General features: G+C 71.9%; 17 protein-coding genes. 10 read left to right on the top strand and 7 right to left on the bottom strand.

All coding sequences use genetic code 11. The features are described 5' to 3' along the window. Positions 1 to 93 precede the first annotated feature (93 nt). From ACGF4C_RS34720 to ACGF4C_RS34730, 3 genes are read right to left on the bottom strand one after another with little or no spacing between them, the layout of a single operon-like run. Positions 94 to 795, bottom strand: a complete 702-nt coding sequence (locus ACGF4C_RS34720) for a nitroreductase family protein (protein ID WP_393571901.1) — start codon at positions 793 to 795, stop codon at positions 94 to 96. After that, positions 755 to 1,936 carry an S-adenosylmethionine:tRNA ribosyltransferase-isomerase gene (locus ACGF4C_RS34725; RefSeq protein ID WP_393571931.1) on the bottom strand — a complete coding sequence of 394 codons (1,182 nt, stop codon included), beginning with the start codon at positions 1,934 to 1,936 and terminating at the stop codon, positions 755 to 757. The genes ACGF4C_RS34720 and ACGF4C_RS34725 overlap by 41 nt, the downstream gene beginning before the upstream one ends. After that, positions 1,936 to 2,793 (bottom strand): SDR family NAD(P)-dependent oxidoreductase, encoded by an 858-nt coding sequence (locus tag ACGF4C_RS34730; protein ID WP_393571903.1) that lies wholly within the window; start codon positions 2,791 to 2,793, stop codon positions 1,936 to 1,938. Before ACGF4C_RS34730 ends, ACGF4C_RS34725 begins: the two co-directional genes overlap by 1 nt. A gap of 186 nt (positions 2,794 to 2,979) precedes the next feature. On the opposite strand from ACGF4C_RS34730, the gene ACGF4C_RS34735 reads away from it, so the two are divergent. From ACGF4C_RS34735 to ACGF4C_RS34755, 5 genes are all read left to right on the top strand, one after another. Next, positions 2,980 to 4,137 carry a GAF domain-containing sensor histidine kinase gene (locus tag ACGF4C_RS34735; RefSeq protein ID WP_393571905.1) on the top strand — a complete coding sequence of 386 codons (1,158 nt, stop codon included), beginning with the start codon at positions 2,980 to 2,982 and terminating at the stop codon, positions 4,135 to 4,137. Further along, positions 4,130 to 4,777: a response regulator gene (locus ACGF4C_RS34740; protein WP_393571907.1), complete on the top strand. Its 648-nt coding sequence runs from the start codon at positions 4,130 to 4,132 to the stop codon at positions 4,775 to 4,777. The genes ACGF4C_RS34735 and ACGF4C_RS34740 overlap by 8 nt, the downstream gene beginning before the upstream one ends. Positions 4,778 to 4,997: 220 nt before the next feature. Beyond that, positions 4,998 to 5,240: a chaplin gene (locus ACGF4C_RS34745; RefSeq protein WP_393571909.1), complete on the top strand. Its 243-nt coding sequence runs from the start codon at positions 4,998 to 5,000 to the stop codon at positions 5,238 to 5,240. Positions 5,241 to 5,411: 171 nt separating this feature from the next. Continuing rightward, on the top strand, positions 5,412 to 5,654 hold the full coding sequence (locus ACGF4C_RS34750) for a chaplin (RefSeq protein ID WP_362142955.1): 243 nt from the start codon (positions 5,412 to 5,414) through the stop codon (positions 5,652 to 5,654). A gap of 91 nt (positions 5,655 to 5,745) precedes the next feature. Then, positions 5,746 to 5,991, top strand: coding sequence for a chaplin (locus ACGF4C_RS34755; protein WP_351533854.1), 246 nt, complete (start codon positions 5,746 to 5,748; stop codon positions 5,989 to 5,991). Between the two features lie 244 nt (positions 5,992 to 6,235). Here ACGF4C_RS34755 and ACGF4C_RS34760 read toward each other — a convergent pair whose 3' ends face one another. After that, positions 6,236 to 7,051 (bottom strand): hypothetical protein, encoded by an 816-nt coding sequence (locus ACGF4C_RS34760; protein WP_393571912.1) that lies wholly within the window; start codon positions 7,049 to 7,051, stop codon positions 6,236 to 6,238. Between the two features lie 108 nt (positions 7,052 to 7,159). Here ACGF4C_RS34760 and ACGF4C_RS34765 point away from each other — a divergent pair, with 108 nt between their 5' ends. The 4 genes from ACGF4C_RS34765 (at position 7,160) to ACGF4C_RS34780 (ending at position 10,346) form a co-directional block, all read left to right on the top strand. Beyond that, on the top strand, positions 7,160 to 7,951 hold the full coding sequence (locus ACGF4C_RS34765; protein ID WP_393571914.1) for an ABC transporter ATP-binding protein: 792 nt from the start codon (positions 7,160 to 7,162) through the stop codon (positions 7,949 to 7,951). Positions 7,952 to 8,037: 86 nt separating this feature from the next. Further along, a complete protein-coding gene (locus ACGF4C_RS34770; RefSeq protein ID WP_393571933.1) occupies positions 8,038 to 8,451 on the top strand; it encodes an NfeD family protein in 414 nt (137 codons plus the stop codon). 102 nt (positions 8,452 to 8,553) lie between these two features. Beyond that, positions 8,554 to 9,495, top strand: coding sequence for an SPFH domain-containing protein (locus ACGF4C_RS34775; RefSeq protein WP_393571916.1), 942 nt, complete (start codon positions 8,554 to 8,556; stop codon positions 9,493 to 9,495). 83 nt (positions 9,496 to 9,578) lie between these two features. Next, entirely contained in the window at positions 9,579 to 10,346 is a 768-nt protein-coding gene (locus ACGF4C_RS34780; RefSeq protein WP_393571918.1) for a sulfite exporter TauE/SafE family protein, read from the top strand. 32 nt (positions 10,347 to 10,378) lie between these two features. On the opposite strand, the gene ACGF4C_RS34785 is transcribed toward ACGF4C_RS34780, so the two are convergent. The 3 genes from ACGF4C_RS34785 to ACGF4C_RS34795 form a co-directional block, all read right to left on the bottom strand. Next, complete coding sequence (locus ACGF4C_RS34785) at positions 10,379 to 10,882, bottom strand: HNH endonuclease (protein WP_393571920.1); 504 nt, start codon at positions 10,880 to 10,882, stop codon at positions 10,379 to 10,381. Positions 10,883 to 11,295: 413 nt separating this feature from the next. Beyond that, the gene (locus ACGF4C_RS34790; RefSeq protein ID WP_393571922.1) at positions 11,296 to 11,835 is read right to left on the bottom strand and encodes a YbhB/YbcL family Raf kinase inhibitor-like protein; all 540 of its coding nucleotides are present in this window, start codon (positions 11,833 to 11,835) and stop codon (positions 11,296 to 11,298) included. Between the two features lie 41 nt (positions 11,836 to 11,876). Continuing rightward, positions 11,877 to 12,659 (bottom strand): sporulation protein, encoded by a 783-nt coding sequence (locus ACGF4C_RS34795; protein ID WP_201802173.1) that lies wholly within the window; start codon positions 12,657 to 12,659, stop codon positions 11,877 to 11,879. 162 nt (positions 12,660 to 12,821) lie between these two features. Here ACGF4C_RS34795 and ACGF4C_RS34800 point away from each other — a divergent pair, with 162 nt between their 5' ends. Beyond that, positions 12,822 to 13,472 (top strand): DNA-3-methyladenine glycosylase, encoded by a 651-nt coding sequence (locus ACGF4C_RS34800; RefSeq protein ID WP_393571924.1) that lies wholly within the window; start codon positions 12,822 to 12,824, stop codon positions 13,470 to 13,472. Positions 13,473 to 13,962 lie beyond the last annotated feature (490 nt).

The following is a 13,962-nucleotide window of genomic DNA, read 5'->3' on the forward strand; positions in this document are numbered from 1 at the left end:
CGGGTCGTAAGTGATTTACGCCCTATTGGCGGCGTCACAGCCCGAAGGGGAAGGTCTCGCCAGGAGTAATTGCAAACGCACAGCCTGTATGCGCTAGATCTCGACCAGCACCTGATCCAGGCTCTTCCGTACCAAATCGGGCACTTCGCACTCCGGTGCCGGGTAGCCCACCGGGATCACCGCGAACGCCTTCTCGTTCGCCGGCCGTCCCAGCACCTCCTGCAGGAACCGCATCGGACTCGGCGTGTGCACCAGCGCCGCCAGCCCCGACAGATGCAGCGCGGACAGCAGCATGCCGACCGCGATCCCCACCGACTCGTCGACGTAGTAGTGCTTGCGCCTGCTGCCGTCCGGGCCCAGCCAGTGGCGCTGCCGGAAGACGACGATCAGGTACGGGGCATCGGTCAGATGCGGCTTGACCTCGTCGGTGCCCAGCGGCCGCAGGGCGGCCAGCCACTCCTCGCCCAGCCGCCCCCGGTAGGACCGGCGCTCCTCGGCCTCCGCCGCCGCCCTGATCCGGCGCCGTACCTCGGGGTCCTTGACCAGCACGAACGTCCAGGGCTGCTGATGGGCCCCGGACGGCGCGGTCGCCGCACAGGCGATCGCGTCCTTCACCACCTGCTCCGGCACCGGGTCGGCGGCGAACTGCCGGACCGTGCGACGCCGGCCCATCCGCTCCCGCAGCGCGGCGGCCCGGGCCAGCGACTCGGCCGCGGGCATCCGCGCGGGCCGGTACGGCACCGGCCGGTAGGGCTCACCGTGGGCCGGCGTCCAGTTCCTCGTCACCTGCGCCATGCACCGAGTCTCGGACCCGGCCCGGCAGCAGCAGATGCAGATCGCCGAATTCGTGCCACAGGTAGCGCCGCTCCACCGCCACCTCGTACGCCCGCTCCAGCGCGGCCCGGTCCGCGGTGGCCGACGCCACCGCCCGGAGCATCAGCAGATGGGAGGCGGTCGGCTCGTGCAGCCCGGTGAGCAGGCCGTCCACCGCCCGCACCCCGCGCTCCGGCGTCACCACCAGATCCGTCCACCCGGCCGCGGCCCGCACCCGCCCGTCCGCACCGGTCGCCGACTCCAGCGCCCGTACGGCCGTCGTGCCCACCGCCACGATCCGGCCGCCGGCGGCCCTCGGCGCCGCCCTGCGGCGGGCCCGTACGGCGTTCACCAGCCACGCCGTCGCCGCCGGCACCGCGAAGCGCTCCGGGTACGGCGGCTCGAACGCCTCCGCCGACGCCACCCCCGTGTGCAGCGAGATCGGCGCGAACTGCACCCCCCGGCTCACCAGCCGCGCCACCAGCTCCGCGGTGAACGGCCGGGCCGCGCTCGGCATCTCCGCGCTGCCGGCGCCGGGGGAGTCCACCGCGAACACCGTCCGGTACGCGCCCAGCGGCTGGTCCCGGTCGGTGTAGCCGTACCGGATCGGCCGCCCGTGCCGCCGCAGCAGCTCCGGCACCCGCAGCCCGGACGGCCGCGCCCACCACAGCCGTACGCCTCCCGGGTCCACCGGCGCCTCCAGGGTCAGCCGCGCGCCGCCGGGCAGCCGCACCACAGTGCCGGCCGGACCGCCGGCCCGCGGCAGGGTGCTGCCCCGGCCGTCCGGACTGCGCAGCTCCACCGCCCAGCACCCGGCCACCGCCCGGCCCGCCGGATGCCACCGGTCGGCCCTGGTCGAGAAGTGCACCACCACCGGCTCGCCGCGCCCCCGGCCGTCCCCGGTCCGGCCGTCCACCGCCGCCGGCAGCGTCCGTGAGGTGTTCACCACCAGCACGTCCCCGGCCCCGAGCAGCTCCGGCAGCTCCCGGAAGACGTGATGGGCCGGCTCCCGCGTCCCCCGGCTCACCAGCAGCCGTACGTCGTCCCGGCCGAGACCCGGGCCGCGCTGCTCGGCCGGCACCCGTGCCGACAGCTCCGCCGGGACCCGCAGCGCCTCGGAGATCACCGGGACCCCGCCCCGCCGGACGTACCGGTGCCGGCCGGACGGAGCAGCTCCGCCGCCGTGTACCGGCCACTGGGGGCCGCGCCGTCCAGCAGCCGCAGCAGCGCCGGCACGACCGTCTCCGGCAGCGGCCGGTCCGCATCGTCGTCCGGGATGGCGGCCGCGTACAGATCGGTCCGCATGTCTCCCGGGTCGACCCACCAGACCCGCAGCCCCGGCTCCTCCACGGCGAGCACCGCCGATTGCTGGTCCAGCGCCGCCTTGGCCGCTCCGTAGCCGCCCCACGTCGGGTACGCCTCGACGGCCGCGTCCGAGCTGATGCCGAGGACCGCACCGCCCGGTTGCCTTTCCGGGGCGACATCCGACCCGCCATAATAGGGCGAATCGGACATACCGCTGCCTCCTGCTCCCTCTATATAGGGGGCAGGGTCCCTATAAAGGGAATCGGCCTCATACGATTCCCAATAGGAGGAGCAACGCAAAAGCGGCAAAGCCGTCTGAATCAGGCCCAGCGGTGCCACCACATTCACCTCCAGCGCCCGCCGCAGCCCGTCCAGCGGCAGGTCCGCCAGCCGCACCAGCGGCTCGGCCCCCAGCGCGCTCGCGTTGTTCACCAGCAGATCCAGCCCGCCCAGCTCCCCGGCCGCGGCCACCAGCGCCGCCCGGTGCCCGGCGTCCGCCACGTCCCCCGGCAGCGCCACCACCCGGGCCCCCGCCCCGGCCAGCGCCCGCGCCGCCTCCTCCAGCGGCCCGGCGGACCGCGCATCCACCACCAGATCCCAGCCCCGTACGGCCAGCGCCCCGGCGAACGCCCGGCCCAGCCCCTTCGACGCCCCCGTGATGATCGCCACCGGCATGATCGCGTCCCCTTCCGCCCGGACCGGCCGTCCCGGCCCGCGCCCTCACCGTAGGAACGCCACCACCCGCCGGGCGTCGGCCGCCGGACCGGCCCCGGCCAGGGCATTCGGCCTAGGCCGGTGGTCCTGGTCGCCGGACGGCGCAGGACCGATACGGGCCGTCCGACCCGCCGGTACGGTGAAGCCATGACCAACGGACCGGGAGCCGGGATCCCCGCGGTGAGCACCGCGATCCTGGCCATGAGCAGGCATCTTGAGGTGCGCGACGTCCTCAAGACGATCGTGGCCTCGGCCCGCGAACTGCTGGACGCCGAGTACGCCGCCCTGGGAGTGCCCGACGACCACGGCGGCTTCGCCCAGTTCGTCGTCGACGGCGTCAGCGCCGAGCAGTGGAAGGCCATCGGCCCCCTGCCCCGCCAGCACGGCATCCTCGCCGCGATGCTGCACAACGCCACCCCCGAACGGCTCGCCGACGTCCGCCAGGACCCCCGCTTCGGCGGCTGGCCCTCGGCCCACCCGGACATGCGGGACTTCCTCGGTCTGCCGGTCGCCGACGGGGACGAGATCCTCGGCGCCCTCTTCCTGGCCAACAAGCGCTGTCCCAAGCCCCCTCTCTCCCGCCGGGACGGCTGCGGCTTCACCGAGGACGACGAGCGCCTCCTCGGCATACTCGCCCAGCACGCCGCCATCGCCCTGACCAACGCCCGCCTCTACGAGCGCAGCCGCGAGCTGACCATCGCGGGGGAGCGGGCCCGGCTCGCCCACGAACTGCACGACGCGGTCTCCCAGAAGCTGTTCTCGCTCCGGCTCACCGCCCAGGCCGCCACTGCCCTCGTCGACCGCGACCCGGTCCGGGCCAAGGACGAACTGCACCAGGTCGCCGCGCTCGCCGCCGAAGCCGCCGACGAACTCCGCGCCGCCGTCGTCGAGTTGCGGCCCGCCGCCCTGGACGAGGACGGCCTGGTCGCCACCCTGCGCTCACAGGCCCAGGTCCTCGACCGCGCCCACTCCTCCCACGTCACCTTCGCCGCCCACGGCGTCCGCGCGCTGCCCGCCGCCCAGGAGGAGGCCATGCTCCGGGTCGCCCAGGAGGCGCTGCACAACGCCCTGCGGCACTCGGGCGCCGAGCACGTCGAGGTCACCCTCTCCCGTGCCGGCCAGGGCGCACTGCTGCGCATCGCCGACGACGGCTGCGGCTTCGACCCCGGCACGGTCCGCCGGGCCGGCCGCCACCTCGGACTGGTCTCGATGCACGACCGCGCCGGCGGCGTCGGCGGAACGCTCACCGTGCAGTCGGAGCCCGGCAAGGGCACCGCTGTCGAGATGGAGGTGCCCGGTGGCTGACACCCGACCGATCCACGTCCTGCTCGTCGACGACCACCAGGTCGTCCGCCGCGGGCTGCGCACGTTCCTGGAGGTCCAGGACGACATCGAGGTGGTGGGCGAGGCCGCCGACGGGGCCGGGGGCATCGCCGCCGCCGAGCAACTCCGCCCGGACGTCGTCCTGATGGACATCAAGATGCCCGGCATGGACGGCATCGAGGCACTCCGCAAGCTCCGCGAACTGGACAACCCCGCCCGGGTGCTGGTCGTCACCAGCTTCACCGAACAGCGCACCGTCATCCCTGCCCTGCGCGCCGGAGCGGCCGGCTACGTCTACAAGGACATCGACCCCGAGGCACTGGCCGCCGCCATCCGCTCCGTGCACGCCGGCCACGTCCTGCTGCAGCCCGAAGTGGCCGGCGCGCTGCTCTCCCAGGAGGACGGCAACGGCGGCCAGGGACGCGGGACCTCCCTCACCGACCGCGAGAGCGAGGTCCTCGGCCTGATCGCGGACGGCCGCTCCAACCGCGAGATCGCCCGCGCCCTGGTGCTCTCCGAGAAGACCGTCAAGACCCATGTCTCCAACATCCTCATGAAGCTCGACCTCGCCGACCGGACCCAGGCGGCACTCTGGGCCGTACGGCACGGAATCGGGGCCTGACCAGGCGCGGAAGCCGCCGCGACCGGGCCGGCGGCGGTGCCGGTCCGGGGGCGGACGGTCCTTCGGTACGACAATGCGTCAACCCGAACGTCGCCTGCCGGTCCGAGATTCATACTGTCGTGTAGCCGTAGCCCGTTCGGCGTATCCCTCCTCGTGCCGGGCCGTTGTCCAGAGCAGCCGTGACGGCTGGTCACGGCAACGGCAACGAGGAGCAAGAGAAGTGAAGAACATCAAGCGGGCAGCGGCCGTCACGATGATGGCGAGCGGTCTCGCCCTGGCCGGCGCCGGCATCGCCTCCGCCCACACCCCGCAGGCGCAGGGTGCCGCGGTGCAGTCCCCGGGCATCGGCTCGGGCAACCTCGTCCAGGCGCCGGTCCACGTCCCCGTGAACGCCTGCGGCAACACCGTCTCCGTCGTCGGTCTGCTCAACCCCAGCTTCGCCAACCCCTGCCTCAACGTCTGAGCGCAGCAGGCGCTTTGTGCGCGGTCCGCGTGACGATCCCGTCCGCGCGGGCCCGCGCCGGACCGGCCCCCTCACCGCCGTGAGCGCGCGGCCGGTCCCCCTCCGTACCCCGCCATCCCCCTCAGTGCTGTTCACCGGCTCTGTGCCCCCCTCACCGGAGGAATCCCCCGCATGAACACCGCCAAGAAGGCCGCCCTCGTCCTCGCCGGTACCGCCCTCGGCCTGGGCGCCGCCGCCGGCTCCGCGTTCGCCCACGACGCGCACGCGAACGGCGAGGCCAAGAACTCCCCGGGCATCGTCTCCGGCAACCTCGTCCAGGCCCCGGTGCACGTCCCCGTGAACGCCTGCGGCAACACCGTCTCCGTCGTCGGCGTCCTCAACCCGACCTTCGGCAACGTCTGCGAGAACGTCTGACCGTCGCCGCGCCGGCCCCCGCCGGCCGCGCGGAAGCCGTCCTCACTCTTCTGTTTCTTTTCTTCTTCCCACTACGCAAGGACCACATTTCATGAACACCGCCAAGAAGGCCGCCCTCGTCGTCGCCGGTACCGCCCTCGGCCTGGGCGCCGCCGCCGGCTCCGCCTTCGCCACCGATGGCGCGCAGGCCAGCGGTCAGGCCGTGAACTCCCCGGGCGTCCTCTCGGGCAACAACGTTCAGGCGCCGGTGCACGTCCCGGTGAACGTCAGCGGCAACAGCGTCAACGTCGTCGGCGTGCTCAACTCCGCCTTCGGCAACCCCGCCACCAACTTCTGAGCCGCCCCGTCCGCGACCGTCCGCGCGGTCCTGTGCCACCACGCAAGGAACTCACCTCACCATGAACAGGGCCAAGGTCATCGGCGTGCTCAACCCCACGTTCGACAACACGAGCGCGGACGGCTGAAGTTGTCCGACCTGGGGTGAACAGCCCACCTGCCCGGGCAGTTCGGCCCAGCTCGGCAACGGCCCCGTCGTCGACCCCACAAGGGTCCGGCGGGGCCCGCCCCGTTTCCCTCCCTCGTCAGCCGCCGCGCCGCTCCCGCTCCTCCACGGCGGAGTTGTACGCCGCGACCTGCGCCCGGCGGGCCGTACGCTCCACCGGACGCAGCGCCTCCGCGCGCGCCGACATCTCCGACGCGCTCACCGCCGCGCCGTGCTCCGCACCGTCCCCGCCGGCCGCCCGCGCGATGTCGATCAGCGCCCCGACCCGCTGCGCCAGCTCCAACACGCGCACCGCCCGCGGCGGATACCCCGGGGCCAGCACCTGACGGCCCGCCTCCGCCCGCGCCCGATAGGCCGCCAGCGCCGCCTGCGCCACCGGACCCGCCCCGGCCACGTCCAGCTTCGAGAGCACCTCGGTCGCCTCCCGCAGCGCCTCCGCCAGCTCCCGCTCCGCCTCGCCCAGCGACGGCACGTCCGCCGGCGGCGCCTCCCGCACCGGCAGACACCGCCACACCACCTCGACGTGCACATCGGGCGCCGCCCCGCCCTCCGGACCGGCCTCGTACGTCTCCGGGACCAGGCCCAGCCCGGCGCCGGTGACGATCACCGCCTCCTCGGCCTCCAGCGCGCGGGCATTGAATTCCGGCGGCCCGCACAGCCCCAGCGGATGGCCCGGCACCGGCAGCGCCACCCGCAGCCCGACCGCACCGAGCGCGCGCAGCCGCCCCAGCGCGAGCGTCAGCCCGACCGGCGCCTCCTCCCCGGGCAGGTCGGCCACGCGGTGCACCGCGTCGTCCTCCGCGATACGGTGCACCGCTTCATCAGGTGAGACAAGTCCGGCCAAAAGGGCATTTCCCCATGCCGCCAGCCGTCCTGAGCGAGGTTCCTTGAGCATGGCCCCCAGCCTAGGGAACGGCACTGACAACGAGTGGCGTAGGTTTGCAGGGGGGCTGCGCCTACAGGTGCACGCGACGACCGAGATGCAATGGGAGACAACGCGCTCATGAGCGATGTGCTGGAGCTGGTGGACGTATCCGTGGTCCGCGAAGGACGGGCTCTGGTGGACCAGGTCTCCTGGTCGGTCAAGGAGGGGGAGCGCTGGGTGATCCTCGGCCCCAACGGCGCCGGCAAGACCACCCTGCTGAACGTCGCCTCCAGCTACCTCTTCCCGACCCAGGGCACTGCCTCCATCCTCGGCGAGGAGCTCGGCAAGGTCGACGTCTTCGACCTCCGCCCCCGCATCGGCATCGCCGGCATCGCGCTCGCCGACAAGCTGCCGCGCAGCCAGACCGTGCTGCAGACCGTCCTCACCGCCGCCTACGGCATGACCGCCCACTGGCAGGAGGACTACGAGGACGTCGACGAGCAGCGCGCCCGCGCGTTCCTCGACCGCCTCGGGATGAACGACTACCTCGACCGGAAGTTCGGCACCCTCTCCGAGGGCGAGCGCAAGCGCACCCTGATCGCCCGCGCCATGATGACCGACCCCGAGCTGCTGCTGCTCGACGAGCCGGCCGCCGGCCTCGACCTCGGCGGCCGCGAGGACCTGGTCCGCCGCCTCGGCCGCCTCGCCCGCGACCCCTACGCGCCGTCGATGCTGATGGTCACCCACCACGTCGAGGAGATCGCCCCCGGCTTCACCCACGTCCTGATGATCCGTCAGGGCAAGGTGCTGGCCGCCGGGCCGCTCGAGCTGGAGCTGACCTCCCGCAACCTCTCCCACTGCTTCGGCGTCCCCCTGGTCGTCGAGCGGGTCGGCGACCGCTGGACCGCCCAGGGCCTGCCGCTGGCCTGAACCCCCGTCCGCCCGGCCGCCGCTGACCGATCGCGCCCTGTCCCCGGGCCGCCGTACGGATCTACCATGAGCCCGTGGATCCATGGGTGTGGTGGCTGATCGCCGCCGTAGGACTGGGTATTCCGCTCGTCGTGACCGCGATGCCCGAATTCGGGATGCTCGCGGTCGGTGCCGTCGCCGGTGCCGTCACCGCAGCGCTCGGTGGCGGCACCGTCGCGCAGTTCCTGGTGTTCGCCGCCGTCTCCGTCGGGCTGATCGCCGTCGTCCGCCCGCTCGCCAACCGCAACCGCCGCCAGAGCCCCCAGCTCGCCTCCGGCATCGACGCCCTCAAGGGCAGGAGCGCCACGGTCCTGGAGCGGGTCGACGGCGGCGCCGGCGGCCGCATCAAGCTCGCCGGCGAGATCTGGTCCGCCCGCGCCCTCGACGGCGAACGGATCTACGAGCCGGGCCAGCAGGTCGACGTCGTCGAGATCGACGGCGCCACCGCCGTCGTCATCTGACCCGAACACGCTGCGCGACGAGCCAGGTCTCTGAAAGACTGATCAACGGCAAGCCGGTCACCGACCGGCACGGACCAGCAACGAAGGGCACGGGAGCCAGCTGTGGAAGGGTTCGTCATCGTCCTGATCATCCTGGTGGTGCTCGTGTTCATCGCACTCATCAAAACGATCCAGGTCATCCCCCAGGCCAGCGCCGCCATCGTCGAACGCTTCGGCCGCTACACCCGCACCCTCAACGCCGGCCTGAACATCGTCGTCCCGTTCATCGACTCGATCCGCAACCGCATCGACCTCCGCGAGCAGGTCGTGCCGTTCCCGCCGCAGCCGGTGATCACCCAGGACAACCTCGTCGTGAACATCGACACCGTCATCTACTACCAGGTGACGGACGCCCGCGCGGCCACCTACGAGGTCGCCAGCTACATCCAGGCCATCGAGCAGCTCACCGTCACCACCCTCCGCAACATCATCGGCGGCATGGACCTGGAACGGACCCTGACCTCCCGCGAGGAGATCAACGCGGCCCTGCGCGGCGTCCTCGACGAGGCCACCGGCAAGTGGGGCATCCGCGTCAACCGCGTCGAGCTGAAGGCCATCGAGCCGCCGACCTCCATCCAGGACTCGATGGAGAAGCAGATGCGCGCCGACCGTGACAAGCGCGCCGCGATCCTCCAGGCCGAGGGTGTCCGGCAGTCCCAGATCCTCACCGCCGAAGGTGAGAAGCAGTCCTCGATCCTGCGCGCCGAAGGTGAGGCCAAGGCCGCCGCGCTCCGCGCCGAGGGCGAGGCCCAGGCCATCCGGGTGGTCTTCGAGTCCATCCACGCCGGCGACCCGGACCAGAAGCTGCTCTCCTACCAGTACCTCCAGATGCTGCCGAAGATCGCCGAGGGCGACGCCAACAAGCTCTGGATCGTGCCCAGCGAGATCGGCGACGCCCTCAAGGGCCTCGGCGGCGCCATCGGCAACTTCACCCCGCCGACCGGCGGCGGCTCCATCCCCAAGCCCAGCTCCCCGAAGCACGAGACGCCCCCGATCGACGACTGATCGACCGACCCCGCCATCGCCACCGGCCCCGCCCTGCTGCATGATCGGACAGGACCGAACCGATCATGCACGGGGGAGCCAGCATGACCCTTTGGGAAGCCGCCGCCGTCCTCGCCGCCGGTGTCGGCGCCGGCACGATCAACGTCATCGTCGGCTCCGGGACCCTGATCACCTTCCCGGTGCTGCTCGCCCTCGGCCTGCCGCCCGTCACGGCCAACGTCTCCAACACCCTGGGCCTGGTGCCCGGCTCGCTCAGCGGCGCCTTCGGCTACCGCCGCGAACTCGCCGGCCAGCGCCGCCGGCTGCTCCGCTTCGGCACCACCGCCCTCATCGGCGGTCTCGGCGGCGCGATCCTGCTGCTGGCGCTGCCCTCCCAGGCGTTCGACGCGATCGTCCCCGTACTGATCGCCGTGGCCCTCGTCCTCGTCGTCGTCCAGCCCCGGCTCGCCGCCCTGCTCCGCGCCCGCCGCGAACGCAACGGGACCACCGTCCACCCCGATGGCGGGCCGGTCCTGCTCGCCGGCCTCCTGCTCGCCAGCGCCTACGGCGGCTACTTCGGCGCCGCCCAGGGCGTGCTGTACCTCTCGCTGATGGGTCTGCTCCTCCACGACGACCTGCAGCGCCTCAACGCCCTCAAGAACGTCCTCGCGGCCGTCGTCAACGGCGTCGCGGCGGTCTTCTTCCTCTTCGTCGCCACCTTCGACTGGACCGCCGTCGCCCTGATCGCCGTCGGCTCCACGCTCGGCGGCCTGCTCGGCGCGAAGATCGGCCGCCGACTTCCACCGACCGCCCTGCGCGCCGTCATCGTCGTGGTCGGCAGTCTGGCCATCGTCCAACTCCTCCTCAAGTAAGGGGAGTTGGACGACGGCCAGGCCCGCGACGGTCACGCCGGCAGGGCCAGCCACTCCGGCAGACCGTCCCGCACCGACACCCCCAGCGTCGACAGCAGCGCATCCGCCGGCGTCGGCTCGAACGGCCGCCGCAGCAACTGCATCCCCGCCTGCTCGGGCGTACGGTCCGCTTTGCGGTGATTGTCCTCCGCGCACGAGGCGACGGTATTCAGCCAGGTGTCCCCACCACCGTGCGACCGCGGAACGACGTGGTCCACGGTCGTCGCCCGCCGCCCGCAGTACGCACACCGGTGCTGGTCCCGCACCAGCACCCCGCGCCGCGACCACGGCGCCCGTCTTCGGAACGGCACCCGTACGTACCTGCTCAGCCTGATCACCTGCGGCACCGGTACGTCCACCGAGGCCGCCCGGATGCGCAACCCGGGGTGGGCGTGCTCGACGACCGCCTTGTCCTGCATGACCAGCACCACCGCACGCCGCAGCGACACCGTCGCCAGCGGCTCGAAGCTCGCATTCAGCACCAGCGTCTCGCGCATCCCGTCCACCTCCCGGACCCGCTCCGCCCCCGCGGCGAAGTTGCTCCACTGTGCAGCGGCAGGTATTCCCCGAACAACGCAATTTCCGCATGCCACAAGGGAAATGGCGGACGAGCACGAGATGAAGACCGGGTGATCCGGCGCCGGCACCCACAGGAGGTCACACGGCCCGCGACCGGCCGAAAAGAGTGCGCTCCGGGTCCCGCCCCCGTGAAACACGCGGGACCCGGAGCGAACGGCAGCCGGCGAGGACGCCGGGCACAAGACCCGGCTCCGACAAGCAGCTGGCGACACACCTGCGCCCCGCCGCTCCCGCCACTGCGGTACCGACTGCCCGACGCCCTGATGAGGGGCGGCGGCACAGGTACCACTCTGCGTGCCGGAAGCGCCGGGGCGCAACGGAATTACGGTGCTCAGCCCTGGGCCGGCGCCTCGTACTCGCCGATCAGCTGGGCCCGCCCGATCGCGTGGAACCGCAGGTTGAAGCCCACCACCGCGGGCGAGGCGTCCGCGTCGGGCCCGAGCTTCTCCTGGTCCACCGCGTAGACCGTGAACACATAACGGTGCGGACCGTCCCCGGGCGGCGGCGCCGCCCCGCCGAAGTCCCGCGTCCCGTAGTCGTTACGCGCGTGCACGACGCCCTCGGGCAGCCCCTTCATGTCCCCCGAGCCGGCACCGGACGGCAGCTCCGTCACCGACGCCGGGATGTCGAACAGCACCCAGTGCCAGAAACCGCTGCCCGTCGGCGCGTCCGGGTCGTAGCAGGTGACCGCGTAGCTCTTCGTCCCCGAGGGTGCCCCTTCCCACCGCAGGTGCGGCGAGCGGTTCCCGCCCGAGTGGACCTGCTCCGGCCGCAGCGTCCCGCCCGGCTCCACCTCGTCGCTCACCACGGTGAACTCCGCCACCGGCGGATGGAAATCGTGCGGAAGCGGCCGCCGCTTCAGCTCGGACACATGAACCTCCTGGTCGCTCGCTGACACTCTGTCGGGCCAGGTTAGAGCCAGTTCCGCTTACCGCCGACCTCCGCCAGCCACTGGTGGAGATAAGCCGCCCAGTCGGTCCCCTCGAAGTCGTGCAGCCCCACGGTGAACGACCGGTAGGTGTCCGACCCCTCGGAGAACAGCCCCGGCTTCTTGTCCATCTCCAGTACGACGTCCATCTCCCGGTCGTCCGCCACGAAGGACAGCTCGACCTGGTTCAGCCCGCGGTACTGCTGCGGCGCGTAGAACTCGATCTCCTGGTAGAAGGGCAGCTGCTGCCGCGTGCCCCGGATGTGCCCCTGCTCCAGATCCGCCGCCTTGAAACGGAACCCGAGCCGCCCGAACGCGTCCAGGATCGCCTGCTGCGCCGGCACCGGATGCACATTGACCGGGTCCAGATCACCGGAGTCCACCGCCCGCGCGATCGCCAGCTCCGTCGTCACCCCGACGCTCATCCCGCGCAGATGCGTGCCCAGGAACGTGGTGATCGGCGTCTCCCAAGGAATCTCCAGACCGAACGGCACGGTGTGCGCCGCCCCCGCCTGGACCTCGAAGGCCCCACCCAGCTGCACCTTCGTGAACTGGATGTCCCTCTTGTACTCCTCGTCGCCGCTCTCCACCTCGACCCGCGCCTGCAGACCGACCGACAGCCCCTGGATCTCCTGGGCCACCGATCCGCCCTGGATCCGCACCTCGCCCTGCACCACTCCGCCCGGGACGACGTTCTCCTCGAAGAGCACCGTTTCCACCGACGCACCCCCGGCCCCCAGGCTCGCCAGCAGCTTCTTGAATCCCATGCTCGTCCTCCCCAGGCACAGCGCCTGTGCTCCATTACGACCCGCGGGTCGCTAGCTACGAACGCGAACCGGCACGGGCCGGTTCCACGGCCCACACCTTCCCAACCCCGCCGCCCCCCTGGCCAGCCGGCACCCCTGATGCCTCCACTACCCTCGATCCGCATGACCGACGTACCGGAACGAATGCCGCTCAACCGCGACTTCTTCGACCGCCCCGTCGTGGACGTGGCCCCCGACCTGCTGGGCCGCACCCTCGTACGCCACACCCCCGACGGCCCGATCGAACTCCGGCTGACCGAGGTGGAGGCGTACGACGGCGAGGGCGACCCCGGCTCCCACGCCTACCGGGGCCGCACCGAACGCAACGCCGCGATGTTCGGCCCGCCCGGCCATGCGTACGTCTACTTCATCTACGGCATGTGGTTCAGCCTCAACGCGGTCTGCGGCCCCGAGGGCCGGGCGAGCGGTGTCCTGCTGCGCGCCGGCGAGATCCTCAGCGGCGCGCACCTGGCCGCCGCCCGCCGCCCCAAGGCCCGCAGCGCCCACGAGCTGGCCAAGGGCCCGGCCCGACTGGCCACCGCCCTCGACATCGACCGCACCCTCGACGGCACCGACCTCTGCCGCGGCGGCGACGCCCCCCTCACCCTGCTCCACGGCACCCCGCCCACCCCCGACCGGGTGCGCAACGGCCCCCGCACCGGAGTGGGCGGAGACGGCGCCCACCACCCCTGGCGCTACTGGATCGACGGCGACCCGACGGTCAGTCCCTACCGCCGCCATGTGCCCCGCCGCCGCGCCACCTCGGCTACTTGACTCTGCTTGCGCCACCGCCTAACGTAGCCCGAGCCGCTGGAGACGGACAGCGCCTTCTGCGCCCTCCGCCAGGCGGCACAACCCAACTACTTCCGCACGATTCCCTGACGGGATCGGCTTTCGCGTTGTCGAAAATCGATCCGGCCGACTCGATTATGAGTCGCCAAGGAAATTAGCTAAAGTGGTGACACGCCGAGGGGCGCCGGAAAGGCACCCCGAAGCACTCCGACGAAATCGGAAGCCGGAATCGAAAGAGAACCGGATCTGATAAAGTCGGAACCGCGAAGAAGCCGAAAGGCCGAAACGCATCGGCGAAAATCAGAGCCGCAAGGATCTGATAGAGTCGGAAACGCAAGACCGAAGGGAAGCGCCCGGAGAGCCTGGTGAAACAGGCACAAAGGAAGCGTCCGTTCCTTGAGAACTCAACAGCGTGCCAAAAGTCAACGCCAGATATGTTGATACCCCGTCTACCGGACCGGATGGTCTGGTG

This window comes from Streptomyces sp. NPDC048197 (assembly GCF_043202395.1).
In the GTDB taxonomy this organism is placed as follows: Bacteria; Actinomycetota; Actinomycetes; order Streptomycetales; family Streptomycetaceae; genus Streptomyces; species Streptomyces siderophoricus.

Excerpts from the sequence above, each read along its gene's own strand:
- ACGF4C_RS34760 (WP_393571912.1), bottom strand. The coding sequence starts at position 7,051 with ATGCTCAAGGAACCTCGCTCAGGACGGCTGGCGGCATGGGGAAATGCC.
- ACGF4C_RS34735 (WP_393571905.1), top strand. The coding sequence starts at position 2,980 with ATGACCAACGGACCGGGAGCCGGGATCCCCGCGGTGAGCACCGCGATC.
- ACGF4C_RS34765 (WP_393571914.1), top strand. The coding sequence starts at position 7,160 with ATGAGCGATGTGCTGGAGCTGGTGGACGTATCCGTGGTCCGCGAAGGA.
- ACGF4C_RS34795 (WP_201802173.1), bottom strand. The coding sequence starts at position 12,659 with ATGGGATTCAAGAAGCTGCTGGCGAGCCTGGGGGCCGGGGGTGCGTCG.
- ACGF4C_RS34730 (WP_393571903.1), bottom strand. The coding sequence starts at position 2,793 with ATGCCGGTGGCGATCATCACGGGGGCGTCGAAGGGGCTGGGCCGGGCG.
- ACGF4C_RS34755 (WP_351533854.1), top strand. The coding sequence starts at position 5,746 with ATGAACACCGCCAAGAAGGCCGCCCTCGTCGTCGCCGGTACCGCCCTC.
- ACGF4C_RS34785 (WP_393571920.1), bottom strand. The coding sequence starts at position 10,882 with ATGCGCGAGACGCTGGTGCTGAATGCGAGCTTCGAGCCGCTGGCGACG.
- ACGF4C_RS34780 (WP_393571918.1), top strand. The coding sequence starts at position 9,579 with ATGACCCTTTGGGAAGCCGCCGCCGTCCTCGCCGCCGGTGTCGGCGCC.
- ACGF4C_RS34720 (WP_393571901.1), bottom strand. The coding sequence starts at position 795 with ATGGCGCAGGTGACGAGGAACTGGACGCCGGCCCACGGTGAGCCCTAC.
- ACGF4C_RS34800 (WP_393571924.1), top strand. The coding sequence starts at position 12,822 with ATGACCGACGTACCGGAACGAATGCCGCTCAACCGCGACTTCTTCGAC.
- ACGF4C_RS34750 (WP_362142955.1), top strand. The coding sequence starts at position 5,412 with ATGAACACCGCCAAGAAGGCCGCCCTCGTCCTCGCCGGTACCGCCCTC.